At 66.5% G+C, this 23,623-nt stretch carries 27 protein-coding genes; 12 read left to right on the forward strand and 15 right to left on the reverse strand.

The genetic code is table 11. The annotated features are described in order from the left end of the window. Nucleotides 1–247 precede the first annotated feature (247 nt). Together ASE50_RS03580 and ASE50_RS03585 are read right to left on the reverse strand one after the other, a co-directional pair. Nucleotides 248–1,474 carry a spinster family MFS transporter gene (locus tag ASE50_RS03580; protein ID WP_414881699.1) on the reverse strand — a complete coding sequence of 409 codons (1,227 nt, stop codon included), beginning with the start codon at nucleotides 1,472–1,474 and terminating at the stop codon, nucleotides 248–250. Nucleotides 1,475–1,623: 149 nt separating this feature from the next. Continuing rightward, the gene (locus ASE50_RS03585) at nucleotides 1,624–3,861 is read right to left on the reverse strand and encodes a TonB-dependent receptor (RefSeq protein ID WP_056395715.1); all 2,238 of its coding nucleotides are present in this window, start codon (nucleotides 3,859–3,861) and stop codon (nucleotides 1,624–1,626) included. Between the two features lie 115 nt (nucleotides 3,862–3,976). On the opposite strand from ASE50_RS03585, the gene ASE50_RS03590 reads away from it, so the two are divergent. Beyond that, the gene (locus ASE50_RS03590; protein WP_056395718.1) at nucleotides 3,977–4,624 is read left to right on the forward strand and encodes a TetR/AcrR family transcriptional regulator; all 648 of its coding nucleotides are present in this window, start codon (nucleotides 3,977–3,979) and stop codon (nucleotides 4,622–4,624) included. A gap of 268 nt (nucleotides 4,625–4,892) precedes the next feature. On the opposite strand, the gene ASE50_RS03595 is transcribed toward ASE50_RS03590, so the two are convergent. After that, nucleotides 4,893–5,411, reverse strand: coding sequence for a YceD family protein (locus ASE50_RS03595; protein WP_056395721.1), 519 nt, complete (start codon nucleotides 5,409–5,411; stop codon nucleotides 4,893–4,895). Continuing rightward, nucleotides 5,408–5,920 (reverse strand): ubiquinol-cytochrome C chaperone family protein, encoded by a 513-nt coding sequence (locus tag ASE50_RS03600; protein ID WP_056395724.1) that lies wholly within the window; start codon nucleotides 5,918–5,920, stop codon nucleotides 5,408–5,410. Before ASE50_RS03600 ends, ASE50_RS03595 begins: the two co-directional genes overlap by 4 nt. Before the next feature lie 116 nt (nucleotides 5,921–6,036). Between ASE50_RS03600 and ASE50_RS03605 the strand changes: the two genes are divergently transcribed. From ASE50_RS03605 to ASE50_RS03630, 6 genes are all read left to right on the forward strand, one after another. Then, nucleotides 6,037–6,513 carry an outer membrane protein assembly factor BamE gene (locus ASE50_RS03605; RefSeq protein WP_056395727.1) on the forward strand — a complete coding sequence of 159 codons (477 nt, stop codon included), beginning with the start codon at nucleotides 6,037–6,039 and terminating at the stop codon, nucleotides 6,511–6,513. 173 nt (nucleotides 6,514–6,686) lie between these two features. Continuing rightward, the gene (locus tag ASE50_RS03610; protein WP_056395730.1) at nucleotides 6,687–7,187 is read left to right on the forward strand and encodes an RcnB family protein; all 501 of its coding nucleotides are present in this window, start codon (nucleotides 6,687–6,689) and stop codon (nucleotides 7,185–7,187) included. A 251-nt stretch (nucleotides 7,188–7,438) separates the two neighbouring features. Next, nucleotides 7,439–8,818, forward strand: a complete 1,380-nt coding sequence (locus ASE50_RS03615; protein WP_056395733.1) for a glycosyl transferase family protein — start codon at nucleotides 7,439–7,441, stop codon at nucleotides 8,816–8,818. Continuing rightward, the gene (locus ASE50_RS03620) at nucleotides 8,815–9,801 is read left to right on the forward strand and encodes a hypothetical protein (RefSeq protein ID WP_056395737.1); all 987 of its coding nucleotides are present in this window, start codon (nucleotides 8,815–8,817) and stop codon (nucleotides 9,799–9,801) included. The genes ASE50_RS03615 and ASE50_RS03620 overlap by 4 nt, the downstream gene beginning before the upstream one ends. A gap of 204 nt (nucleotides 9,802–10,005) precedes the next feature. Next, nucleotides 10,006–10,920, forward strand: a complete 915-nt coding sequence (locus ASE50_RS03625; RefSeq protein WP_056395740.1) for a sulfite exporter TauE/SafE family protein — start codon at nucleotides 10,006–10,008, stop codon at nucleotides 10,918–10,920. After that, complete coding sequence (locus ASE50_RS03630; protein WP_056395742.1) at nucleotides 10,917–11,678, forward strand: TIGR02186 family protein; 762 nt, start codon at nucleotides 10,917–10,919, stop codon at nucleotides 11,676–11,678. The genes ASE50_RS03625 and ASE50_RS03630 overlap by 4 nt, the downstream gene beginning before the upstream one ends. 80 nt (nucleotides 11,679–11,758) lie before the next feature. On the opposite strand, the gene ASE50_RS03635 is transcribed toward ASE50_RS03630, so the two are convergent. The 11 genes from ASE50_RS03635 to ASE50_RS03685 all read right to left on the reverse strand — a co-directional run bounded on the left by ASE50_RS03635 (nucleotide 11,759) and on the right by ASE50_RS03685 (nucleotide 18,625). After that, nucleotides 11,759–12,256 carry an MmcB family DNA repair protein gene (locus ASE50_RS03635; protein ID WP_056395745.1) on the reverse strand — a complete coding sequence of 166 codons (498 nt, stop codon included), beginning with the start codon at nucleotides 12,254–12,256 and terminating at the stop codon, nucleotides 11,759–11,761. A gap of 62 nt (nucleotides 12,257–12,318) precedes the next feature. Continuing rightward, nucleotides 12,319–12,927, reverse strand: a complete 609-nt coding sequence (locus ASE50_RS03640) for a cell wall hydrolase (protein ID WP_056395747.1) — start codon at nucleotides 12,925–12,927, stop codon at nucleotides 12,319–12,321. Between the two features lie 152 nt (nucleotides 12,928–13,079). Next, a complete protein-coding gene (locus tag ASE50_RS03645; protein WP_056395749.1) occupies nucleotides 13,080–13,415 on the reverse strand; it encodes a DUF1491 family protein in 336 nt (111 codons plus the stop codon). Beyond that, nucleotides 13,412–13,912 (reverse strand): PaaI family thioesterase, encoded by a 501-nt coding sequence (locus tag ASE50_RS03650; protein WP_082438771.1) that lies wholly within the window; start codon nucleotides 13,910–13,912, stop codon nucleotides 13,412–13,414. Before ASE50_RS03650 ends, ASE50_RS03645 begins: the two co-directional genes overlap by 4 nt. Next, a complete protein-coding gene (locus tag ASE50_RS03655) occupies nucleotides 13,863–14,330 on the reverse strand; it encodes a PTS sugar transporter subunit IIA (RefSeq protein WP_056395753.1) in 468 nt (155 codons plus the stop codon). Before ASE50_RS03655 ends, ASE50_RS03650 begins: the two co-directional genes overlap by 50 nt. A gap of 1 nt (nucleotide 14,331) precedes the next feature. Next, the gene (gene hpf, locus ASE50_RS03660; protein ID WP_056395755.1) at nucleotides 14,332–14,928 is read right to left on the reverse strand and encodes a ribosome hibernation-promoting factor, HPF/YfiA family; all 597 of its coding nucleotides are present in this window, start codon (nucleotides 14,926–14,928) and stop codon (nucleotides 14,332–14,334) included. A 58-nt stretch (nucleotides 14,929–14,986) separates the two neighbouring features. Next, nucleotides 14,987–15,673 carry a DNA polymerase III subunit epsilon gene (gene dnaQ / locus ASE50_RS03665; RefSeq protein ID WP_056395759.1) on the reverse strand — a complete coding sequence of 229 codons (687 nt, stop codon included), beginning with the start codon at nucleotides 15,671–15,673 and terminating at the stop codon, nucleotides 14,987–14,989. Nucleotides 15,674–15,680: 7 nt separating this feature from the next. Next, nucleotides 15,681–16,277, reverse strand: coding sequence for a dephospho-CoA kinase (coaE, locus tag ASE50_RS03670; protein ID WP_056395761.1), 597 nt, complete (start codon nucleotides 16,275–16,277; stop codon nucleotides 15,681–15,683). Between the two features lie 130 nt (nucleotides 16,278–16,407). Beyond that, nucleotides 16,408–17,217, reverse strand: a complete 810-nt coding sequence (locus tag ASE50_RS03675) for a shikimate dehydrogenase family protein (RefSeq protein WP_056395764.1) — start codon at nucleotides 17,215–17,217, stop codon at nucleotides 16,408–16,410. Then, complete coding sequence (locus ASE50_RS03680) at nucleotides 17,214–17,810, reverse strand: Maf family protein (protein ID WP_082438772.1); 597 nt, start codon at nucleotides 17,808–17,810, stop codon at nucleotides 17,214–17,216. The genes ASE50_RS03675 and ASE50_RS03680 overlap by 4 nt, the downstream gene beginning before the upstream one ends. Further along, nucleotides 17,807–18,625: a pyruvate, water dikinase regulatory protein gene (locus ASE50_RS03685; RefSeq protein ID WP_055998804.1), complete on the reverse strand. Its 819-nt coding sequence runs from the start codon at nucleotides 18,623–18,625 to the stop codon at nucleotides 17,807–17,809. Before ASE50_RS03685 ends, ASE50_RS03680 begins: the two co-directional genes overlap by 4 nt. A gap of 307 nt (nucleotides 18,626–18,932) precedes the next feature. Here ASE50_RS03685 and hemE point away from each other — a divergent pair, with 307 nt between their 5' ends. The 5 genes from hemE (at nucleotide 18,933) to mnmE (ending at nucleotide 23,606) form a co-directional block, all read left to right on the forward strand. Next, complete coding sequence (gene hemE, locus ASE50_RS03690; protein WP_056395767.1) at nucleotides 18,933–19,967, forward strand: uroporphyrinogen decarboxylase; 1,035 nt, start codon at nucleotides 18,933–18,935, stop codon at nucleotides 19,965–19,967. Continuing rightward, a complete protein-coding gene (locus ASE50_RS03695) occupies nucleotides 19,964–20,419 on the forward strand; it encodes a CopD family protein (protein WP_056395770.1) in 456 nt (151 codons plus the stop codon). Before hemE ends, ASE50_RS03695 begins: the two co-directional genes overlap by 4 nt. Before the next feature lie 145 nt (nucleotides 20,420–20,564). Beyond that, nucleotides 20,565–21,821: a transcription termination factor Rho gene (rho, locus tag ASE50_RS03700; RefSeq protein WP_055786574.1), complete on the forward strand. Its 1,257-nt coding sequence runs from the start codon at nucleotides 20,565–20,567 to the stop codon at nucleotides 21,819–21,821. Between the two features lie 272 nt (nucleotides 21,822–22,093). Next, nucleotides 22,094–22,324, forward strand: coding sequence for a DUF6489 family protein (locus ASE50_RS03705; protein WP_055998811.1), 231 nt, complete (start codon nucleotides 22,094–22,096; stop codon nucleotides 22,322–22,324). Continuing rightward, the gene (gene mnmE, locus ASE50_RS03710; protein WP_056395772.1) at nucleotides 22,314–23,606 is read left to right on the forward strand and encodes a tRNA uridine-5-carboxymethylaminomethyl(34) synthesis GTPase MnmE; all 1,293 of its coding nucleotides are present in this window, start codon (nucleotides 22,314–22,316) and stop codon (nucleotides 23,604–23,606) included. Before ASE50_RS03705 ends, mnmE begins: the two co-directional genes overlap by 11 nt. Nucleotides 23,607–23,623 lie beyond the last annotated feature (17 nt).

Consider the following 23,623-nt stretch of genomic DNA (forward strand, 5'->3'; position numbering starts at 1 on the left):
CGGGCAATCGAACACCGTTCCTCGAGCGATAACTGACGGTAGATGGACATGGCAGCACCTGTCTCAGGTGTTGCACTTCGTTTGTGAACTCAGAGGGGCCCCGCTTCTTCCTTTGCCCGGACGAAGAAGAAAGAAGCGGGACGCCGGGTCAAGCCCGGGGTGACGGGTGGAGAGGTTCTCTGCGCCTCTGCGCCTCTGCGCGAAATCTACCCTTCTTCGCGGTCTTCGTGCTTTCGCGTGAACCCCATCACGCCACCCAGTCACGCTCCAAACGACGGCTCGCGAGCGCCATCAGCGCACCGGCGACCAGATACAGGCACAGCGCCGCCGCGATGGCGTAGCGCAGCGATTCGGTACCGTAGGTCGGGGCCAGCCCCTTCGACAGCTGCCCCACGACCCAGCTGCCAAGGCCGATGCCGATCAGATTGTTGATGAGCAGGAAACTGGCCGATGCCGTCGCGCGCATGTGCGAGGGCACCAGATGCTGGACGGCGGTCAGCACGGGCCCAAGCCAGACATAGACCAGCGCCTGCGGCACCACGAACAGGGCGAACGCGGCGAGCCAGCCGTTCGACAGCACCCCGGCGATGAACAGCGGCGTGCCGAGCGTGTAGCACAGCGCGGGCATCAGCGCGTACCAGCGCCTGTCCCGCGCCCCCAGCCGGTCGCCGAGCCAGCCGCCGATCAGGATGCCCGCCACCCCGCCGCTCAGGAGCAGCGCGCCGAAGAACTGGCCGGTCTGGACCAGATTAAGGCCGAAGCTGCGCATCATCAGGCTGGGCATCCAGAAACCGACGCCATAACCGCACATCGACCCCGCCGCCGCGCCGAAGGCGAGCAGCCAGAAACTGGGTTTACGCGCAAGAATGCCGAAGACTCCGCCGACCGGCATGTGATCGACGGCGACAGCGGCGCGCGGCGGGTCCTTCACCAACAGGCGAAAGAACGGCGCGATGACGATGCCGGCCAGCCCGACCGCGTAGAAGGCGGTGCGCCATTCGACCGCCTGCGCGATATAGCCGCCGAGCAGGACGCCGCCCGCCGCGCCCAGCGGAATGCCGAGCGAATAGATGGCGAGCGCGCGGGCACGGCGTTCGGGGGGAAAGGTGTCGGCGATCAGCGCATAGGACGGGGCGACGCCCCCCGCCTCCCCCACCCCGACGCCCAGCCGGAACAGGAACATCTGCGTGAAATTCTGCGCCGTGCCGCACAGGATGGTGAAGGCGCTCCACACGGTGAGGCTGATCGTGATGATCCATGTGCGGCTGGTGCGGTCGGCGATCAGCGCCAACGGAATGGCAAGCGTCGAATAGAGCGCGGCGAAGGCGAGGCCGCCGAGCATCCCCATCTGCCCGTCGTCGAGGCCGAGGTCGCGCTGCACCGGTTGGGCGAGAATCGCGAGAATCTGCCGGTCGAGGAAGTTGAAGCTGTAGACCAGCAGCAACATGGCGAGGGTGATGCGGGGATTTTTCATTTGATGACTCATGTTCCTCCCCGTTCACGGGGAGGGGGACCAGCATAGCTGGTGGAGGGGGAGCGCCGCGAACGCAACCGTGGTGGAAGCGGACACCCCCCTCCACCACCGCTGCGCGGCGGTCCCCCTCCCCGCGAAGCGGGGAGGAGTTAGAAGCGGACCTCGAACGTTGCGGTCGCCGTCCGTGGCGGGCCGTAATAGCCGATGACCGAATTGCCGAAGAGCGCGCCGGGAAAATTATACCCCCCGACCCGGTAACGCTGATCGGTCAGGTTGCGCAGCGCGACGCCGACCCGGTAGCGGCCCCCGCCCGAAATCCAGTTGGCGGAGGCGTTGACCAGCGCATAGCCGTCCTGATCGAGCGCGGGGGTCGGGATTTCGAACAGCGCGTAATCGCTGCGCAGCGTGACTTCGGGCGTCACCGACAGCGAACCGCCGGCAAAATCGGTCGAGGCGGTGAACGATGCGGCGGCGGTGAATTCGGGCGTATTCTGGAATACGCGCTGGTTCGATACATCGACCGGCGTGGTGCCGCCGCCGATAAAGGTCAGGAATTGCTTATAGTCGGCATTGGTATAGCCGAACGACATTTGTGCCGAGAAATTGCGCGACGGGACCATCCGCCCTTCGATCTCCAGCCCGTAGATATCGGCCTTGCCCGCGTTATCCACGAAGCTGGCGATGCCGCCATTCACATTGGGCACCTGAATCGTGACCTGTTGATCGGTGTAGCGCGAATAATAGCCGGCCATGTTGAGGAACAGGGTGCGGTCGAGGAACGCGCCCTTCATGCCGACTTCGTAGCTGGTGATCTTTTCGGGATCATAGCCATTCACCGTCGTCGGGGTGAACACCGCGTCGCCGCGCATGTCGAACCCGCCCGATTTGAACCCCCTGCCCCACGATGCATACAGGTTCAGGTCCTGCCGCGGTTCGTACGCGATCGAGACGCGCGGGGTGAACTGGTCGAAGCTGCGGTCGTTGGTGTAATCGGTGCGGATCAGCCCCGGCACCGCGGCGGCATTGCCGAACGCCGGGCTGCGGATGCCGGTATAGTTGCGGCGGAAGACGGTGCCGGTCTTGTCGTCCCTGGTATAGCGCAGGCCCGCCGAGATTTTCAGCCGGTCGGTCAGGTCGTAGCTGACGTCGCCGAACGCGGCATAGCTTTTGGTCCTGACCTGTCCCGAGGTCAGCGTGGTCAGGTTGAGGCCGCCCAGCACGGTATCGAACGCGCCCGACGCGTCGGCGTTGAGATAATAGAGGCCGACGACGCCCTGCACCCGTTCGCCTTCGATCAGCAGTTGCAGTTCCTGGGTGAATTGCCAGTCGTCATATTCGGCGGGCACGTCGAGCGTCGGCAGCGCGGTGTTGTCGAAATCGATGACGGTGTTGGTCGCCCCTTCGCGGTAAGCGCTGATCGATTTGAAGGTGAGCAGGTCGGACAGCCGGAACTCGCCGGTCAGCGACAGCCCCTGCGCCACCACCCGGTTGCGATCGCCGACCCCGGCGCGGGTGTCGTACACGCTGGCGGTCGGTGCATAGCGCGGATCGGTGCCGTTCCCCAGCAGCCGGGTGCCGTGGCGCGGGTTCGACCGGTCGAGCGTCCGGTCGCCGGCGACGCGCACGAAGATGCTGTCGCTCGGCGTCCATTCGGCCGAGACGCGTGCGGCCAGCACGTCCTTGTCATATTGGTCGGCACCGGTGGTCAGGTTGGTGCCGTACCCGTCGCGCTTGTACCGCGCGACCGCACCGCCGATCGACAGCGTGTCACCGATCGGCACCGTCACCTGCCCGATCAGGTCGAGCTGGTTGTACGCGCCATAGGAGGCGCGCGCAGTACCGGCGAAGTCATGGCCCAGCCGCCGGGTCACATATTTGATCGCACCGCCGATGGTGTTGCGGCCATAGAGCGTGCCCTGCGGCCCGCGCAGCACCTCGACCCGCTCCACGTCGAAAATGTCGAGCACCGCGCCCTGCGGCCGGGCGACATAGACATCGTCGAGATAGAGGCCGACGCCCGGTTCGAAGCCCCAGAGCGGGTCCTGCTGGCCGACGCCACGGCTGAACGCGATCAGAGTCGAGTTCGACCCGCGCGCGATCTGCAGCGTCAGATTGGGCGTCTTGTCCTGCAACGCGGTGATGTCGACCGCGCCGCTGCGGGTCAGCTGGTCGCCGGTCACCACCGACATGGCGATGGGCACATCGATGACGCTTTCGGCACGACGGCGGGCGGTGACGACGATGTCGCCATCGCCCTGATCCGCGACCACCGACGCCGATTCGGCGGGGGTTTCAGGCGGTGTTTCGGTCGTTTGCGCCAATACCGGCGATGCGACCAGCGCCGCCCCCAGCAACAAACCCGCGCGGATTCCGAACGTGCGACGCATCGACCTCTCCCTGTTATGGACGCCACCCGTTGGCCGGGTTGTACGTCGTTGTGCTTGGCTATACTGAAAGCTGAACCGGGTTTCAACTTGTCCCCGGACCGGGAGAGCATGTTTTATGGCCGACACGGGCGCGAGCAGCGGCGGCGACGACAAGACGCCGCGCACCGAACGCGGCCGCCGCACCCGCCGCGCGATCCTTGACGCCGCCGCCGCCGAATTCGGGGAAAAGGGATTTCACGAAGGATCGATCAGCGCGATCACGCGGCGGGCCGGCGTGGCGCTCGGCAGTTTCTACACCTATTTCGATTCGAAGGACGCGGTGTTCCGTGCGTTGGTCGCCGATATGTCGGCACAGGTGCGCGATCATGTCGCACCGGCGATCGCGCAGGCCGATGGGCAGATCGCGGCGGAGCGGGCCGGGTTGCTGGAATTCATCCGCTTCGTTCGCGCGCACAAGGAAATCTACCGCATCATCGACGAAGCCGAGTTCGTCGATCCGGCCAGCTTTCGGCTTCATTATTCGACGACGGCGGATCGGATCGCCGCCCGTTTGCGCGCGGCGGCGGGTCGGGGCGAGGTGTCGGCGGACGTGTCGGAGGTCCATGCCTGGGCGATCATGGGCATGAACGTGTTTCTGGGGCTACGCTACGGGGTGTGGGACGAGGATCGGACGCCGGAGGCGGTGGCGGACGCGATTGCTTCGTTGCTGGCGCGGGGGATGGTTGATTCGCGCGACGGCTCGAAGGGCGCGAAGGAAGATTAGGGGTTCGCGCGGAGGCGCGGAGGCGCGGAGGGTTTTGCTTTGGGTGGGCCGGGTGGCCTTGTTTCGCGATGTGGACGCTGGCGGGGCGGCTGTTTTCGAGCGCTTCGGGCGCAACGTCGTCGCCCCGGACCTGATCCGGGGCCCCGCTTCTTTCACTGCCCGCTGAAAGAAGAAGCGGGACCCCGGGTCGAGCCCGGGGTGACGGGAGGCTGGCTCTCTGCGGCTCCGCGTCTCTGCGCGAAATTTTTCCTTCGCGCCCTTCCCGCCCCTATTTCTTCAGCAAATCCTTCAGCGCACCCAGCGCCGGCAGCGGCCCCGCCTCTTCCTCCTTGAGCACGCCGGCCGTGCGTAACACTTCCTCGGCACGGGGGCTGCGCGGGTACGGATCGAGCGCCAGTGCCAGCGTTTCGGCTGCCGCCTCGCCCAGATCGATCGACGCGCCAGCATAGAACATCGTGTCCATCGCTTCGTCGTCGAGCTCGAACTCGCCACCATCGACGCTGCCTTCGGGCAGGAAGCGCAGGGTGAAGGGTTCGTCGACCGATTCGGGAACCGGTTCGCCGCTGGCGACGCAGGGTTGCGCGACCTGTGCCGTCAGACGGCCGGTGGCGACGATGTCGGCGGCGTCGCGGTGCAGGCTATAGTCTGCCTCCAGCGAATCGAGCGCGAGCAGGCCGAATCGCCCCATCAACCGGCGACGTTCGTCGGCATCGGCGGCGATATGTTGGCGGGTTTCGCCCTCCCCGATCTGGTCGATGCGGACGGGGCGGTGGAATTCGGGGGTCATTCGGGCAGCTTTCCGGCAAGAAGATCGTCGACGGACACGGCGTCGAGCGCGGCGCGCAGCCGCCGCAGATGCGCGGCGACATATACGAGCGCATGGGCATCGGGTTCGACACCGCGATAGAGGTTGCGGACCAGCGCCGATTCGAACGTTCCGTCGACCAGCCCGTCGCGATACGCGCCGATCCGCCCGCCGAGCATCGCCATCATCCGCCCAATATGCTTGCCGACGACCATATCGCCAAAGCCGATCTGGCGAAGCTGTCCATCCATGTCGTCGACGAAACATTCGGCGAGCGACGCGGCGGGTGCGGCCCCTGCCCCCTCGCCCTCCAGCCGGAGCATGACCATCGACAGGATGGCGGCGATCATGTCGAACCGCCCGTCGAGCGTGTCGGGCACCTGTCCGTCGAGATACCATGCAGGTTGCCGCCCGCGCGCGACGACCGCGTCGTACAGGGAGGCGGCGACCCGCGGGGGCGGCGCACGACGGAACAGGCGAGGCAGACGCATGGTTCTCCGGAAGGCAAGGGCGCGCTTGTGGATGGCGCGGGTCCGTCATATTGAACGCGTGGCCGCGCGATGCAATCGGGTGTGGCCCGGTCGCGCGTTCGCTGGACGGAGATTTTATGGTTCGCTTCCCCACCCGTGGCGCAGTGGCGCTGATGATCGCCTGTGCCGCGGCGGGCCTGGGAGGCTGCACGAAGCTGCGCAGCCATCAGGGCTATGTCATCGATCCCGATCTGGTCAACGCGGTGCAGCCGGGCGTCGATACCCGCCAGTCGGTGTTGCAGACGCTGGGCACGCCGACCTTCGTCGGGCAGTTTTCGGACCGCGAATGGTTCTATCTGTCGCGCGATAGCCGCAATCTGGCGTTCAACCGCCCGCGCGCCGTCGACCAGACGACGTTGAAGATCACCTTCGATCAGGCCGGCAACGTGTCCAAGATCGACCGGACCGGCGTCGATCAGGTCGTCGGCATCAGCCCGTCGGACAAGAAGACGCCGACGCTGGGCCGCGAATCGAACTTCTTCAGCGACCTGTTCGGCAATATCGGCACGGTCGGTGCGCCGGGCACGGGTGGGCCGGGACCAGGCCAGCAATAAGGGCTGAAGGCCGAGTTGCTCTCTTCCTGATCCCCGCGCAGGCGGGGATGACGGTACGGGGCGTGGACGATCGCTTCCGCCCAAGCCTTTCGGAACGCTGACAACCGCATTCGCCGATCGTTCAGCGCGAATCGCCCATCCCGTCGTCATCAACCGATGACGGGAGAGCGTATATGCGTAAGATGATCCTGGCCGTGCTGGCCGCGACGGTCGCCGTACCGACCATGGCAGCACCAGCCGCTGCACAATCGACGCGCGAATTGCGGCGCGACCGGGCCGACTATCAGGATGCCCGGCACGAATATCGACAGGCGTTGCGCCATGGCGACCGCCGCGACATTCGCGACGAGCGCCGCGATCTGGAACGCGCCCGTGCCGATTATCGCCAGACGCTGCGCGAGCGGCAATGGCGACGCGACGCGGGGCACGGCGCACATCGCCGGTCATATGCGCGCGGCAACTGGAACGCGCCGTTCCGCTATCAGGCATTTCGCCCCGGCGCGGCGATCGGGCGTCCCTTTTATGGACAGCGTTATTGGGTGAACGATCCCGGCCGTTATCGCCTGCCGCCCGCGCGCGGGTATCAGCGCTGGGTCCGTCACTATGACGACGTCGTGCTGGTCGATGCCCGGCGTGGGCGGGTAATCGACGTAGTCCGTAATTTCTATCGTTAAAAACAACGGGCTGGGCCTTATGCCCGGCCCGCGGTTCGGCCGCGCCGTCGGTACGCTCGGCGCGGCCGGTGCGCAGGGGCACCAGTCCCGAAAGGGGATTTAGGACCGTTTTTGCGAACGTCCGGGACTCGCAAGGGTTCAATTGCAGTGCACAAATAGTTGACCATCCCACTCATGCCTTAGTCTGAGCCCGCTTGCCGATCCGCCGCGCCGCCGACTAGCGTCGCGGCCGGGGCATATCGGGGGCTGTCATGGACGCGGCGATCGCGTGGATCGACGGGATCGCGCGCGAAACCATGTTGTTTGCCGCGATCGGATTTCTGATCGGCGGGATCGACGATCTGGCGGTCGACCTCGCCTATATCGTGCGGGCGATCCGGATGCGGTGGCGTCGATCGGGTGTGCCGGTCATGGCCGATTTCCCGGTCGCGACCTGTTGCGGGCGGATCGCGGTGCTGGTGCCGGCATGGGACGAGGCGGCGGTCATCGGCGCGATGCTGCGCGCGACGCTCGGCCGATTCGAGCATCCCGACTGGCGGCTCTATGCCGGTGCCTATCCCAACGACCGGGCGACGATCGATGCGATCACGGCGGTGGCGGCACAGGACGCGCGCGTCCGGCTGGTCCTGAACCCGCATCCCGGCCCGACCACTAAGGCCGATTGCCTCAACGCGCTGTGGCGGGCGGTGCTGGCCGATGGCGCGGCGGAGGGCAGGGCGTTCACCGCGATCGTCCTGCACGATGCGGAGGATGTGGTGCATCCCGGCGAGCTGCGGCTGTACGATCATCTGCTGCGCCGCGCCGATGCGGTGCAGATCCCGGTGCTGCCGCTGCCCGATCCGGCATCGCGCTGGGTATCGGGCCATTATATCGACGAATTCGCCGAATCGCATGGCCGGCAATTGCCGGTGCGCGATGCGCTGGGCGCGGGATTGCCGTTCGCCGGGGTCGGCTGCGCGATCTCGATCGCGATGCTGGCGCGGATCGCCGAATCGCGCGGTGGGGTCCCGTTCGACGATGCCAGCCTGACCGAGGATTACGAGCTGGGCCTGACCGTGCGCGCACTGGGCGGGCGGGGGGTGTTCGTCCGCGCGCTCGAAACGCCGGGCGGGCCACCGGTCGCAGTGCGGGCCTATTTTCCGGCGACGCTTGGCACCGCGATCCGTCAGAAGGCGCGCTGGATGACGGGAATCGCGCTGGCTGGGTGGGACCGAACCGGCTGGCATCGCGGATGGCGCGACCATTGGATGCGGATGCGCGACCGGCGCACCATCCTCGCGATCCCGGTATTGGCGATCGCCTATATCGCGCTGGTGACGTGGGGCATCGACGAGGCGCTGCATTGGTGGCGCGGCAGCGAACCGACCTCAGTCGAACCGGGCATATGGTGGGTGTTGTTCGCCAATATCGCGCTGTTCGGGTGGCGGATGGCCGTGCGGTTCGAAATGGTGCGGCGCGCCTATGGCCGGGGCGAGGCGCTGCGGTCGATCCCGCGCGTCTTCGTCGGCAATTTCGTCGCGCTGTTCGCGGCGCGGCGGGCGATGGTCCGCTATGCCGCGCTGCTGCGTGGGCAGCCGGTCCGCTGGGACAAGACCGCGCATCATTTTCCGACCGATCTGACCGCCCGATGACACCGGGGCGGGGGCGGCCGGTACGGTTTCTGGCGGTGGTTACCGTCGGCTGGATCGGTATGCGGGTCGTGCTGTTGCTGCCCGATGCGGTGGAGGTGGTGACACGGGGTGCCGCGGTGCTGGGGGTGCCACGGGTCGTGGCGGCACCGGTGACGACTGCGCACGGGTTACCCACGAGTTATCCACAGGTCTCCGAGTCCCTTTATCCCCGGTTTCATCCACAGCCGGGTCGCACCATGGTCGCCGCCGCGCCGCTCGGCCGGGTGGATTTCGCGTTGGTCTCGCCGGTCGCAGCAGCGGTCGCATTGCCCGGTAATGCGGTTTCGGACCCTCTTATCCTGCCGCGACCCGATCTGCCGCCGACAGTTGTCCGGCCGGGACTGACCGGCAGCGCGTGGCTGGCGGTGCGCGGCGGGTCGGCGACGGGCGGACCGGTGCAGCTGGGCGGCGGACAGGCCGGGGTGCGGCTGCGGCTGCCGGTCGCCGCGAACGACCGGCTTGCGGTCGTCGGGCGTGTCGCCGCGCCGCTGGCAGGGCAGGGGAGCGAAGCGGCGCTGGGCGTCGAATGGCGGCCGGGCGGGGGGCCGGTGGCGATCGTCGCCGAACGGCGGATCGCGCTCGATCGCGGCGCGAACGGGACCGGCTTGGGGGTGATCGCCGGACTCGACCGCATGGTCGGCGAGCGGATCGTCATCGAAGGCTATGGGCAGGCCGGTGTCGTCCTGCGCGCGGGGACGCAGCCCTATGCCGATGGCGCGGCGCGCGCGCTGTACCGGGTCGGATCGGGGCGGTTGCGGATCGGCGTCGGCAGCTGGGGCGTCGCACAGCGTGAAGGCGCGCGGGTCGATATCGGGCCATCGGCGGTGGTCGTGCTGCCCGTGGCAAAGCAGGCGGTGCGGCTGTCGCTCGACTGGCGGCAACGCGTGACGGGACGGGCGGCACCGGGGTCGGGGCTGGCCCTGACGCTGGGCAGCGACTTTTAAGGGTTCGTTTGAGAACTCGCGGTAAGGGCGAGTTTCAAGGCGGCACCGGCCGCTCCCCCTACCCGACCACCCACAAGGCACACTCAATGGGTGGCGGGGTGGGGGAACGGGCCGGTGCCGCAAAATGCGTCGCGACGCATTTCCAAACGGACTCCATGGCGTCTGGCTGGCCGTGGACGCGCGAACGCGGTAACCGGGGCGGCCATGGATCTCTACCTTCCCATCGCCAACCTGTCGGTCAATGCGCTGGTCATCGTCCTGCTGGGCGGTGGGGTGGGGTTCCTGTCGGGGATGTTCGGCGTCGGCGGCGGGTTCCTGACCACGCCGCTGCTGATCTTCTACGGCATTCCGCCGACCGTCGCCGCCGCTTCCGCCGCCAGCCAGGTGACCGGTGCCAGCGTGTCGGGCGTGTTCGCGCATCTCCGGCGCGATGGCGTGGATTTCCGCATGGGATGGGTGCTGGTCGCCGGCGGCGTGCTGGGCTCGATCGCGGGCGCGGGCATTTTCCGGCTGCTGCAATCGAGCGGACAGATCGATACTGTCATCGCCATCCTGTACGTGGTGATGCTCGGGTCGATCGGCGGGCTGATGCTGAAAGAGGCGATCGTCGCAGTACGGGTGCTCCGTGGCGCGATCCCGCCCCGGCCGGCGCGGCGACGCCACCATCCGCTGGTCGCGGCGCTGCCGCTGCGGTGGCGATTCTATGCGTCGGGGCTGTATATCTCGCCGTTCGCGCCGCTGCTGCTGGGGTTCGCGACCGGCATTTTGACCGTGCTGCTGGGGGTCGGCGGCGGGTTCATTCTCGTGCCGGCGATGCTGTATCTGCTCGGCATGGGGACGCGGGTGGTGGTCGGCACATCGCTGTTCCAGATCCTGTTCGTCACCGCGGCGGCGACGATGATCCATGCGCTGACGACCAAGGCAGTCGATATCGTGCTGGCGGTGCTGTTGCTGATCGGATCGGTGACCGGGGCGCAGATCGGGGCGCGCTTTGCGCAGAGGGCGAAACCCGAATATCTGCGGCTCGCGTTGGCGATCATCGTGCTGGCGGTGGCGTCCCGCATGGCGCTTGGGCTGGGGTGGCGGCCCGACGATATCTTTTCGGTGCAACCGGTATGAAGCGCGCGCTGACGCTGGCGCTGCTGGCCCCGCTGACGATGGCGGCGGCGGCACCGGTGCTGGTCCCCGACGTGTCGACCCGCGACGTGCGGATCGCGTACAGCTTTACCGGGGCCGAACTGCTGCTGTTCGGCGCGATCCTCTATCCTGGCGGGCGGGTGCCGCAGGGCGATACCCCGGCCGAGGTCGTGGTGGTGGTGAAGGGCCCCCCCGAATCGATCGTGGTGCGCGAAAAGGAAAAGGTAGCCGGCATCTGGGTCAACGCCGACCAGATGCGGTATCGCTCCGCCCCGTCCTTCTACGCGATCGCATCGGCGCGCCCGATCGAGCGGATCGTCGACGAACGGACGCGGGCGATCTACGAACTGGGGCTCGACAGCCTGCAGTTATCGCCCAGCGCGGGCACGTCCGCCGAAGATCAGGCACGCTTTGCCAAGGGGTTCGTGACGGTGCGGCAGCGTGCCGGGCTGTATGTCGAGGCACCGAACGCGGTCGAGATCACTGACGACGTGCTGTACCGCGCCAACATCACCATTCCGGCACGGGTGCCGGTGGGAACGTTCACGGCGGAGACGTTTCTGATCCGCGACGGGCGCGTGCTGGCCGCCGCCGTGCGTGAAATCGATATCCGCAAATCGGGGTTCGAGCGGTTCGTGGCGATGGCGGCGCAGCAGGCGTCGGTGCTGTACGGGCTGGCGGCGGTGCTGCTGTCGGTCGGGTTCGGCTGGGCGGCGGGAGCACTGTGGCGGCGGTTTTGACGCGTTCCTCCACTGGCGGTTCTCGACGGACGCTTCTCGACTACGTTCGAAGCTGCGCGAACTGAACGGGTATGGTGAAACTAGAACCCCTGAATCGCGTCCGGGTCGATCGCACCGATCAGGCGGCGGGCGGCGCGGCGGGCGAAGGCGAGGGTGCAGCGTTTGCGGACATGGGCGGGCAGGGGGGTCGTCGATGCCTCGCGCAGGATCGTCGCTTCGTAGCGGTCGGCGACGATGATGCCGGTGCGATCGGGCAGGAACGCCTCGCCGCGCAGCGGTGCGACATCGAAACCGGCCGGCACTGCCCAGAAATAGCGGTCGCAGGAGCCGAGATAGTCGGTCCATTTGCCGTCACCGAGCAGGTCGGCGCGCGATACCTTGATCTCGACGATGACGATCTGCCCGCGGGCATCGATCGCCATCAGGTCGGCACGACGTCCGCCATCGAGCGGGACTTCGGCCATCGCGGTCAGATCATGGGCCAGCAACATGCGGGTGACGCCGCGCGCAACCTCGGCAGCGATCAGCGGATAGGGGTCGGGTGCGGGCGGCAGGGCGCCGAGGGCAAGACTGGCCATCGGCCGATCATAAGAACATTATGCGAACGATGGAAGCACCTTCCGGTAATCGTCCCGGCAATTCAGCGATAAAAGATGTGGTTGCCGAGTGATGCGACGCGGGTGCGGCTCCATTTCGGGCTGACCCGACGGGCGTGGAAGAACAGGGCACCTTCGGCCGGGCTGTCCCACAGATCCTGCGTGGCGATGCGGGCGATGGCGACGGCGGTCTTCCACGCCGGGCGGCTGGTGTCGACGTCGGGCAGGCGGCCGCCCTTCACGAACGAGAACTGGCCGTGCTGGGTCAGAACGCCGCAGACCGAGTCCGGGAAACGACCCGACGTGGTGCGGTTGAGGATTACGTCGGCGACGGCGAGTTGGCCGGCGAGTGGTTCACCCTTGGACTCATAATAGACGCCGATGGCGAGGCAGTTGAGTTCCGCGTCGTCGATCGTGGCGGTCTGCGCAGCGACTGCGGCGTCAAGCGTCGAGAAATCGGCGTCGGTGTCGGTTGCGGGTGCCATCTCTTGCACGATTTCAGCGGGAGCGGCAAAATGCACCGGAACCTTTGCCGGGATCGACAGGTTGGTGACGTGTCCGGGCGAGGCGGTTTCCTCGGCCGATAGTGGTGCGCCCGTTCCGGCGAAAAAGGTCATGGCGGCAAGAACCGCCATGGGGAAGCGCAGCTTCATCCGTCGTCCGCTTCATGCGGTGAACCGGCACGTCAAACCCGTTCCACGTGGAACCTGTGCGCCTGCCCCCCGACTGCGCCACCGATCGAAATCCTGACCGGACCGGCGCTTGTCTTCGTTGCAAGGCGGGTACGGTCCCAAAGGTTAACAGGTCAATTCGTCCACAGCGTTTCAGCGGCCAACGGTTCGACTGCTGCGACGATCGCCTCGACCACCCATAGATCCGGGTCGCGGATGCGACGTGCCTGCCAATAGTCGGTCAGCGCCGCTTCACCCCCCAACTCCGGTTTGCGCTGGACGATCCGTGATCGCCCGTCGAGATCGCGTTCGCGCTCGAACAGGCGGACGGTCCCGTCGCGGTCGATGGCGAGCAGCAGGACGACGCCGGAATCCCGATCGCCCCGGGCCAGTACCATCGCGCTGCCGCCGGCATTCTCCACGGCGCGCGCAAAGGCGTTGACGCGGAGCGCCGTCGGCCAGTCGCTCATGCCTGCGCGTAGCCGGGCAGGGTGGCGAGCGGGATGCGGCTTTTCATGAAGGTGCCGGTACCGCGCGCCGCCTCCTCACCCTCACCATCGATCAGATGCGCATCGGCGATGAACACGCGCCGCCTGCCGCTGACCCAGCGTCCTTCCGCAATGACCCGTCCGGGCCCCAGCGGCCGTTGCAGCAACAGGTTGAACGCGGTGGTCAGCAGGAAGCGGTCAGTCACCAGACTGTTGGCGGCATAAAAGGCCGCATCGTCGAGCATCTTGAAATAGGTCGTGCCATGCGCCGCGCCGGCGGCATGGAAATGGCGTTCGTCGATGGTGAAGTGGATGCGGGCCACGCCGGCCTCGACGATCTCCAGCCGGGAATCGAACAGGCGGTTGATCGGCGCGACGGCATAGAGTGCCTCCAACGCCCGGAAATGCGCCGCTTCGCCGGCGGGCGTGTCAGGCAGCGTCACGCGCCTCGACACCCGACAACAATGCGTAGAGCGCATCGGCCGAACCGGCCCCGCGCAGTTTTGCCCGGAACGTCGCATCGCGCAGCGCGCGCGAGACGCGGGCCAGTGCCTTGAGATGGTCACCGCCGGCATCGGCCGGGGAGAATAATGCGAAAATCAGATCGACCGGCAGTTCGTCGACCGCGCTGAAATCGATCGGGCGTGCCAGCCGTACGAAGACGCCGCGCACCGCGCCCGGCGGGTCGAACCGGACATGCGGGATGGCGATGCCGCCGCCAAAGGCGGTCGTGCCCAGTTTCTCCCGATCGGCCATGCGATCGGCAAGCAGCTTCGCATCGACCCCCGTCGCCGGTGCGGCGACGGAGGCGATGTGGGTAAATAACGCCTTGCGGGTGCCGGCGGAGCTATCCGCCAGCACCGTTTCGGGCGTCAAAAGGTCATGGAAATCGTACAAATCAGGCTGCGCGATTGGGCTCGACCCAGCCGATCGTGCCGTCGTGGCGGCGATAGACCATGTTGAACGATCCTGTGCCGCTATTCTTGAACAGCAGCGCGTTGGTATTGCGCAGGTCGAGCATCATCACCGCGTCGGACACGCTGGCATCGGGCACGTCGACCCGGGTTTCGGCGATGATGAGGGGGGCGTCGGGCACCTCCTCTTCCTCCTGCTCGCCGCCGAAGACGGTGTAGCCGGCATTGTCGAAACCGTTGTCATAGCCGCCAGCCTCGTTCATCGCGACGACCTGTGCGGCGTTGCGATCCTTCAGGCGGCGGGTGTAGCGGCGCAGCTGCTTTTCGATCTTGTCGGCGGCACCGACGAACGCGCCCTGCGCCTCCTGTCCGGTGTTATGGCCCTTCAGCACGAGACCCTGCGTCACGTGGCAGACGATGTCGCAGACGAAACCGTTGTCGTGCGGCCCCTTGCTGAAAGTCGCGTTCGCCGAAATCGCGCGCTGGAAATATTTGTCGGCGATGCCCTGGAGACGCTCCTGGACCATCTCCTTCAGTGCGTCCCCAGTGTCGACCTGGTGCCCCGAAACCCGGATGTCCATGTAATCCTCCGTCATTGTGAAATCGTGTGAGCCGCTGAAAGCGGATGGTGTCAACGCCTCACGTCGGCAACTGGCCCCATAACGGGTCCTTCAACGTTGCGACGAAGGCGGCGTGGACCGCACGTTCGTCGGCACTCGGTGCGAAATGCCGCGGCGGCCGTGCCGTTGCCGGCGTAGTGATGCCGACCGTCTCGACGAGGATCGTCGGCGACGTATCGAGGCCGAAGCCGATCTGGCGACCGCCCATCAGCTCGACATAGACCTGTGCGAGCAATTGCGCGTCGAGCAATGCGCCGTGCAGCACGCGACGGCTGCGGTCGATGCCGAAACGGACGCACAGCGCGTCGAGCGTGTGTTTGGCACCGGGATGACGGCTGCGCGCCATGGCCAGCGTATCGACCATGCGGGTAAGACAGATCGGGTCGCGTCCGCACCCGCCCAGTTCGCCGTTCAGAAAGCTGAAATCGAACGTCGCATTGTGCGCGATCAGCGGACTGTCGCCGATGAATGCCAACAGATCGTCGATCGCGGTATGAAAGGCAGGTTTGTCGGCGAGGAACGCGTCGGACAGGCCATGGACCGCTTCCGCTTCCTTCGGCATCGACCGGCCGGGGTTGAAATAGGCATGATAGACATTGCCCGTCTCGACCCGGTTGACCAGTTCGACGCAGCCGATTTCGACCAGCCGGTCACCTTCCGAAAATTTGAAGCCGGTGGTTTCGGTATCGAACACGATCTCGCGCATTGCGACCTTATCCGCCTTCGCCGCCCCCCATGCAAGCGACGAGCGCGGCGACCTGCGCCCTGGTCGCGGCGAGTGTCGTGTCGGTGCGGATAAGATGCGTCGCGCGCTGCCGTTTTTCGGCGTCGGGCAGTTGCGAGGCGAGGATCGCGGCGAAAGCCGACTCGGTCATGGTCGGGCGCGCCAGAACGCGCGCGCGCTGAACCTCCGGGGCGGCGGTGACGACGGCGACCGAGTCGCATCGCGCGTCGCCGCCGGTTTCAAACAATAGCGGGACGTCGAGCACGACCAACGGCGCGACGGCATGGTCGTCGAGGAAACGTTGCCGCTCGGCAGCGACGGCGGGGTGGACGATCGCTTCGAGTCGATGGCGCGCTGCGGGATCGGCGAAAATCCGGTCGCGCAGCGCCTTGCGGTCGACTCCGGCCGGGCCGGTGGTGCCGGGGAAAGCGGCTTCGATGACCGGAAGCAACGCGCCGCCGGGTCCTTGCAGCGCGTGGACGGTGGCATCGGCGTCGAATACCGGCACGCCGAGGTCGCGGAACATGCCAGCGACGGTCGATTTGCCCATGCCGATCGAGCCGGTCAGGCCGAGGATATGGGTCATGGTGTCGCTGACATCGGCGTACCCCCGCGCATGCGGGGGTCCAGGGTTTCACAGACCGACAGTTGCGTTTGGCAACCCTGGCCCCCCGCCTGCGCGGGGGTACGGTGTGGTCGAGGCAGGGTAGTGCGCTTCACGCCACCAGTCGTTCGCGCAGTTCGTCGTCGCGATCGCGGGGCGGGGCGGCACCGAAGAACAGCTCGAACGCCAGCGCCGCCTGTCCGACCAGCATTTCGAGGCCATCGACGGTGTCGAGCCCGCGATCATGCGCCTGCGCCAGCAGCGGCGTTTCGATCGGCGCATAGACCGCGTCATAGACGACCGCATCGTGCGGTAGCGGGGCGAGATCGATATCGAGCGGCGGCTGGCCGGTCATGCCGAGCGTGCTGGCATTCACCAGCAGCTTTACCGCCGGCAAGGGGGCGGTGAGCGGCAGCGCGTCGCCCTTCAATCCGAAGGTTGCGAGGAGCGCGGCGGCCTTGAGCGGATTGCGGTTGAGGACGGTTATCCGGCCGACGCCCAGTTTCGACAGCCCGAACAGGATCGCGCGCGCGGCACCACCGGCACCGATCACCGCGACCGGTTGTCGGGTCAGGTCGAGGCCGGCGATCGGGGCGTGGAACCCGGCGGCGTCGGTATTGGTCCCGATCCAGTCGCCGCCTTCGCCGCGGAACACGGTGTTGATCGCACCGATCGATCCGCGCACATCGCCCGGATCGGCGACATGGTCGAGTGCGGCCAGCTTGTGCGGGACGGTAACGTTGCAGCCGCGCCAGTTCGGATCGGTCCGGCGCGCGGCGAAATAGTCGGCCAGCGCCGCCGGTTTCACCTGGAACCTTTTATACTCGGCATCGATGCCGAGTTGGTCGAGCCAGAAGCCGTGGATCAGCGGCGATTTGGATTGGGCGATCGGATCGCCGATCACTTCGGCATAGGGCTTCATGCGGGCAACATTCCCCGTTGGCGCAAATAGCGCGCGATTTCGAGCAAGGGCATGCCGAGGATCGTCCAGTGATCGCCGTCGATCCGGTCGAACAATTGCACGCCCGGCCCCTCGATCCGGAAACAGCCGACGCAGCCGGCGATCGCCGGCCATTCGGCGTCGAGATAGGTTTCGATAAAGGCGTCGGACAGCGGCCGGACGGTCAGTCTGGCATGGCCGATATGCCGCCAGACCGGACGGCCGCCCTCGACGAACACCGCCGCGCTGAACAGGTCGTGGCGTCCACCGGACAGCGCGCGCAGATGCGCGGCGGCATCGGCGCGGTCGACCGGCTTGTCGAGGACGGTGCCGTCGGCCAGCGCCACCACCGAATCCCCGCCGAGCACCATCGCCCCGCCGACACGGGTCGCGGCGCGCATCGCCTTCATCTCGGCGAGCGCATCGGCCAGATCGCGGGGTTTCAGCTGTTCGCCAGCCAGCGCCGCCTTCGCCGCCTCTTCGTCGAGGCCGCTCGGGATCGCGTCGTGCGGGATGCCGGCGGCGTCGAGCATCGCTCGGCGGGTCGCACTCATCGAGGCGAGGACGAAGCTCATGCGCGCGGCTCGATACGGCGTTCGTTGCACAAAGTGATGATCGCCGCCGCCGTTTCCTCGATCGAGCGGCGGGTGACGTCGATCACCGGCCAGCCATTGTCGGCGAACATCCGCCGCGCGAACGACAGCTCGCGCACCACCGCATCCTGTTCGACATAATCGGTGTCGGGCATCTGGTTGAGCGACAACAGCCGGTTGCGGCGGATCGCGATCAGCCGGTCGGCGCTGGTCGTCAGCCCGACGACCAGCGGGCTGTTCAGCCGGAACAGGATCGGCGGCGGCGGGCTTTCGACGACGATCGGGATATTGGCGGTCTTGTACCCGCGATTGGCGAGATAGATCGACGTCGGCGTCTTGGAGGACCGCGAAACACCGGCGAGGACGATGTCGGCCTCTTCCCAATCCTCCGACGCGATGCCGTCGTCATGGGCGATGGTCCACTGGATCGCATCGACCCGCGCGAAATAGGCGGCGTCGAGGCTGTGCTGCCGCCCCGGACGCGCCTTCGCCTCCTGCCCAAGCAGGCTCGACAGTGCATGGCTGACCGCGTCCATCGGCGCGACGATCGGCAGGCCCAGCGCGGCGCAGCGTGCCTCCAGCATCCGCCGGATCGCCGGATTGACCAGCGTGTAGAGGACCAGTCCGGGATTGACCGCGATTTCGGTCAGAATGCGTTCGAGATGCGCTTCGGATCGCACCATCGGCCAGAAATGCCGCATCGTGTCGACATCGTCGAACTGCGCCAGTGCCGCCTTGGCGATATTCTCCAGCGTCTCGCCGGTGGAGTCGGACAGAAGGTGGAGGTGCAGCCGCATACGGGGCCTTTCTGCACAAGGCTGTGGATAACTCGGGGGCAGGGGCTAGCGTAACTCGCCCCCGCCGCCAAGCTGTGGAAAAGCCCGATATCGATCCCGAGTTATCCACAATCCCGACACAGGCCGCGATTTTATCCACAGCCTGTGGATAACGGGGATGACATTCGGGGAATCGGCGGACTCGCGTGTGTTTCGTCCCGTCAATCTGTTGGCATTTCGGGTAATCCACCATAAGCCCCGTTACCCACCGCCCAACCACTTCCAACAATCCTATTAGATTCTACTTCTTGGTAGAGGAGCGACGACGCTGACCGGTCCTGCATCCCCGAAACCGCTTCTCCAGGTGCTGGCCGGGGGAAAGCCGCCCATGCCGCCGCTGTGGCTCATGCGGCAGGCGGGGCGGTATCTGCCCGAATATCGCGCGCTCCGTGCCGAGAAGGGCGGCTTCCTCGATCTGGTGAACGACCCGGCCGCCGCGACCGAAGTGACGTTGCAGCCGCTGCGCCGGTTCGCGTTCGACGGGGCGATCCTGTTCAGTGACATTCTGATGGTGCCGAATGCGCTGGGGCAGAAGCTGTGGTTCGAAGCGGGCGAGGGGCCGCGGCTGGCGCCCGAATTGCGGACGCGGGCGGCGATCGACGTGCTGGTACCCGATGCGACGATCCTCGACCCGGTCTATGCGACGGTTCGTGGTGTAGCGGCTTCCCTGCCTGCCACGACGACCTTCCTCGGCTTCGCAGGATCGCCATGGACGGTGGCGACGTACATGATCGCGGGCAAGGGTAGTCGCGAGCAGGCCGAGGCGCGGCGTATGGCCTATGGCGATCCTGTCGCGGTGCAGACGCTGATCGACCGGATCGTCGCGATGACGATCGACTATCTGGCGGGGCAGGTCGAGGCCGGGGTCGAGGTGGTACAACTGTTCGACAGCTGGTCGGGCAGTCTTGCGCCGGCCGAGTTCGAACGCTGGGTGATCGCGCCGACCGTGGCGATCGTCGACGGACTGCGGGCACGGTGTGATGTACCGGTCATCGGCTTTCCAAAGGGCGCGGGCGGCAAGCTCGCCGCCTATGCGCGCGAGACCGGGGTCGATGCCATCGGCCTTGATGAGACGGTCGATCCGGTCTGGGCGAACGCGGCATTGCCGGCCGGCCTGCCGGTGCAAGGCAATCTCGATCCGTTGTTGCTGATCGCCGGGGGCGAGGCGCTCGATGCCGGGGTCGACCGGGTGCTGGCGGCATTCACCGACCGGCCGCATGTCTTCAACCTTGGCCACGGCATCCAGCAGGACACGCCGATCGCGCATGTCGAGCGACTGGTGTCGCGGGTGCGGGGGGCATGAGCGGGTTTCTCGGCGGCGCGTATTTCTGGGTGAAGGCGGCGCATATCGTCTTTGTCATCTTCTGGATGGCGGGGCTGTTCATGCTGCCGCGCTATCTGGTGCATCATCAGGAGGGGTTGAACGACCCCGCCGAGCCGCCGCGCTGGATCCGGCGCGAGGCGTTGCTCAAGCGGATGATCCTGACCCCGGCGATGGTGATCGTCTGGGTGCTCGGGCTGCTGCTCGCCGCCAATGTCGGCCTGTTCGACGGCGGGGCTGGGCTGGGATGGCTCCATGCCAAGCTGCTCGTGGTGGTGCTGCTCAGCGGCTACCATGGCTGGGCGGTTAGTTATGCGCGGAAGCTGGCGGCGGGGCGGCCGACCCTGACGCCCAAACAGCTGCGGCTGGCGAACGAATTGCCGGCGCTGGCGGCGATCGCGGCGGTGGTGCTGGCGGTGGTGAAGCCGTTTTAGCAGGGTGATACGCTTGACTTGAAGCGAGCCGCGACCTAGTCCATCCGGCAGTGGTGCCCGGTCCTCGGTGCGCCCGTCCCAGCCGCTTGCGTCCGCTTGTCTTTGCCGACCTTGCCTCCTCATCGCTGATCTGGACCACCCCCCGATGCATCTCAAAGATTTAAAGAAACACGCCCCCGCCGAACTGGTCTCGATGGCCGAGGAACTCGGGGTCGAAGGCGCGTCGACGATGCGCAAGCAGGACCTGATGTTCGCGATCCTGAAGGCGCGCGCCGAGAATGGCGAGCAGATCATGGGCGTCGGCACGATCGAAGTGTTGCAGGACGGCTTCGGCTTTCTGCGCAGTCCGGAGGCCAATTATCTGGCCGGGCCGGACGATATCTATGTCTCGCCCAACCAGGTGCGCAAGCACGGCCTGCGCACCGGTGACACCGTCGAGGGCGAGGTTCGCGCGCCGAAGGATGGCGAGCGCTATTTCGCGCTGAGCAAGCTGGTGTCGGTCAATTTCGACGATCCCGATGCGGTCCGTCACCGCGTCAACTTCGACAACCTCACACCGCTGTATCCCGAGAGCAAGCTGACGCTCGATCAGCTCGACCCGACGGTTAAGGACAAGTCGGCGCGGGTGATCGACATCGTCAGCCCGCAGGGCAAGGGCCAGCGCACGCTGATCGTCGCGCCGCCGCGCGTCGGCAAGACCGTCATGTTGCAGAACATGGCGAAGGCGATCACCGACAACCATCCCGAAGTGTTCCTGATCGTCCTGCTGATCGACGAACGACCCGAAGAAGTCACCGACATGCAGCGCAGCGTGAAGGGCGAGGTCGTGTCCTCGACCTTCGACGAACCCGCGCAGCGCCACGTCCAGGTCGCCGAAATGGTGATCGAGAAGGCCAAGCGGCTGGTCGAGCACAAGAAGGACGTCGTGATCCTGCTCGACAGCATCACGCGCCTCGGTCGTGCCTATAACACGGTCGTGCCGTCGTCGGGCAAGGTGCTGACCGGCGGTGTCGACGCCAATGCGCTGCAGCGGCCGAAGCGCTTCTTCGGTGCGGCGCGTAACATCGAGGAAGGCGGGTCGCTGTCGATCATTGCCACCGCGCTGATCGATACCGGCAGCCGCATGGACGAGGTGATCTTCGAAGAGTTCAAGGGCACCGGCAACTCGGAAATCGTCCTTGACCGCAAGGTGGCGGACAAGCGCATCTTCCCGGCGCTGGACGTCGGAAAGTCGGGCACCCGCAAGGAAGAGCTGCTGGTCGACAAGACCAAGCTGTCGAAGATGTGGGTGCTGCGTCGCATCCTGATGCAGATGGGCACGATCGACGCGATGGAGTTCCTGCTCGACAAAATGAAGAATTCGAAGACCAACGAAGATTTCTTCGACAGCATGAATCAGTGATCGAATGCGCCCTGCGACGTGCCGTCGCAGGGGTCGCATCGATCCGGCCGGCGGGCTGCCAGCCCGACCGACGACGCGGGCTTCGCCCGCGTCCGCCAACAACGAACCGCCCGCCTTTTCGGAAGAGGCGGGCGTTGTCATATCCACGCACCGGCGCTCTTGCGTACGGAGTCTCCAGCCTGCGCTGGGGTGACGTAATGGCGTTACGCCTTATCGCCATCCACCGCTTTTCCCCCTATCGTACCCGTATCACTCCCACGCGAAGGGCTGCCATGAAGATCAACGTCGAAGTCGAGTGCACCCCGGAGGAAGCCCGGCGCGCGATGGGATTGCCGGACTTCACGCCGATCCACGAACGCTATGTCGCCATGCTGGGCGAGACGATGGAAAAGGGGGCCAGCCCCGAATTGCTCAACCAGCTGATGCAAAGCTGGGCACCGATGGGCGAGGCGGGCATGACGTTCTGGCGCAAGATGTTCGAAACGGCGGGCCGTGGCGGCTGACACGATTTTCGCGGTGTCGAGCGGACGTCCGCCTGCCGCGATCGCCATCATACGGATTTCCGGGGCCGGCGCGATCGGCGCGGTCACCCGGCTGGCCGGCGACCTTCCCCGGCCACGGCATGCCGCCATCCGGGCGCTGCGCGACCCGGCGGATGACCAGTTGCTTGATCGGGCGCTGTTGCTGGTCTTTCCGGGACCGACGACGGCGACCGGTGAGGATCTGGTCGAACTACATCTCCATGGCGGGCGGGCGGTCGTTGCCGGGGTCGAGCGGGCGCTGTCTGGTCTGGATGGGCTGCGGGCAGCCGCGCCGGGTGAGTTCACCCGACGCGCGCTGGCGCAGGGTCGCATCGACCTGACCGAAGCCGAGGGGCTCGGCGATCTCCTGTCGGCGGAAACCGATGCCCAGCGGCGGATGGCGCTGGCCAATAGCGACGGGCGATTGCGGCGCGCGGTGGCCGACTGGACGGCAATCGCGACGCGGCTGTCGGCGATGATCGAGGCGGTGCTCGATCATGCCGATGAGGATGATGTCGATGCCGGCGACGATGTACTGGCCGGCGTCCGGCGCGAGGCGGCGACACTGGCCGATACGATCGATGCGGTGTTGGCGGTGCCACCGGTCGAGCGGCTGCGCGATGGCATCCGCGTCGTGCTGGCTGGACCACCCAATGCCGGCAAGTCGACATTGCTCAATGCATTGGTCGGTCGCGAGGCCGCGATCGTGTCGCCGGTGGCGGGAACGACGCGCGACGTGATCGAGATTCCGGTGACGCGCGAGGGGATCGCGTGGCTGTTCCTCGACACGGCCGGCTTGCGCGACGAAGCCGTCGATCCGGTCGAACGGATCGGGATCGACCGGGCGACGGACTCGATCGTGATGGCGGATATCGTGCTGTGGCTGGGTGACGATGCACCGCCGCAAGCGGCATCGGTACTTGCCCTATACCCGCGAAGCGACATTCGTAGCGAAGCCGTTCCAGCGGATCGCGTTGCCGTGTCTGCCGAAACGGGGGAGGGGCTGTCCGAGCTTTGGCGGGCACTGGCCGATCGGGCATCGACGATGCTGCCGAAGGTCGACGATCTGGCGTTGAACCAGCGACAGGCGACCCATGCCCGGACTGCGGCGGCGGCGCTGCGACGTGCTGCAACGCAACTCGACCCGCTGTTGCTGGCCGAAGAATTGCGCTATGGCGTTCAGGCATTCGCGGCGCTGACCGGAATGCGCGCGACCGAAGCGGTTCTTGACGATCTGTTCGGGCGCTTCTGTATCGGCAAATGATGTTCCACGTGGAACCC

Source organism: Sphingomonas sp. Leaf5 (assembly GCF_001421155.1).
Lineage (GTDB): Bacteria > Pseudomonadota > Alphaproteobacteria > Sphingomonadales > Sphingomonadaceae > Sphingomonas.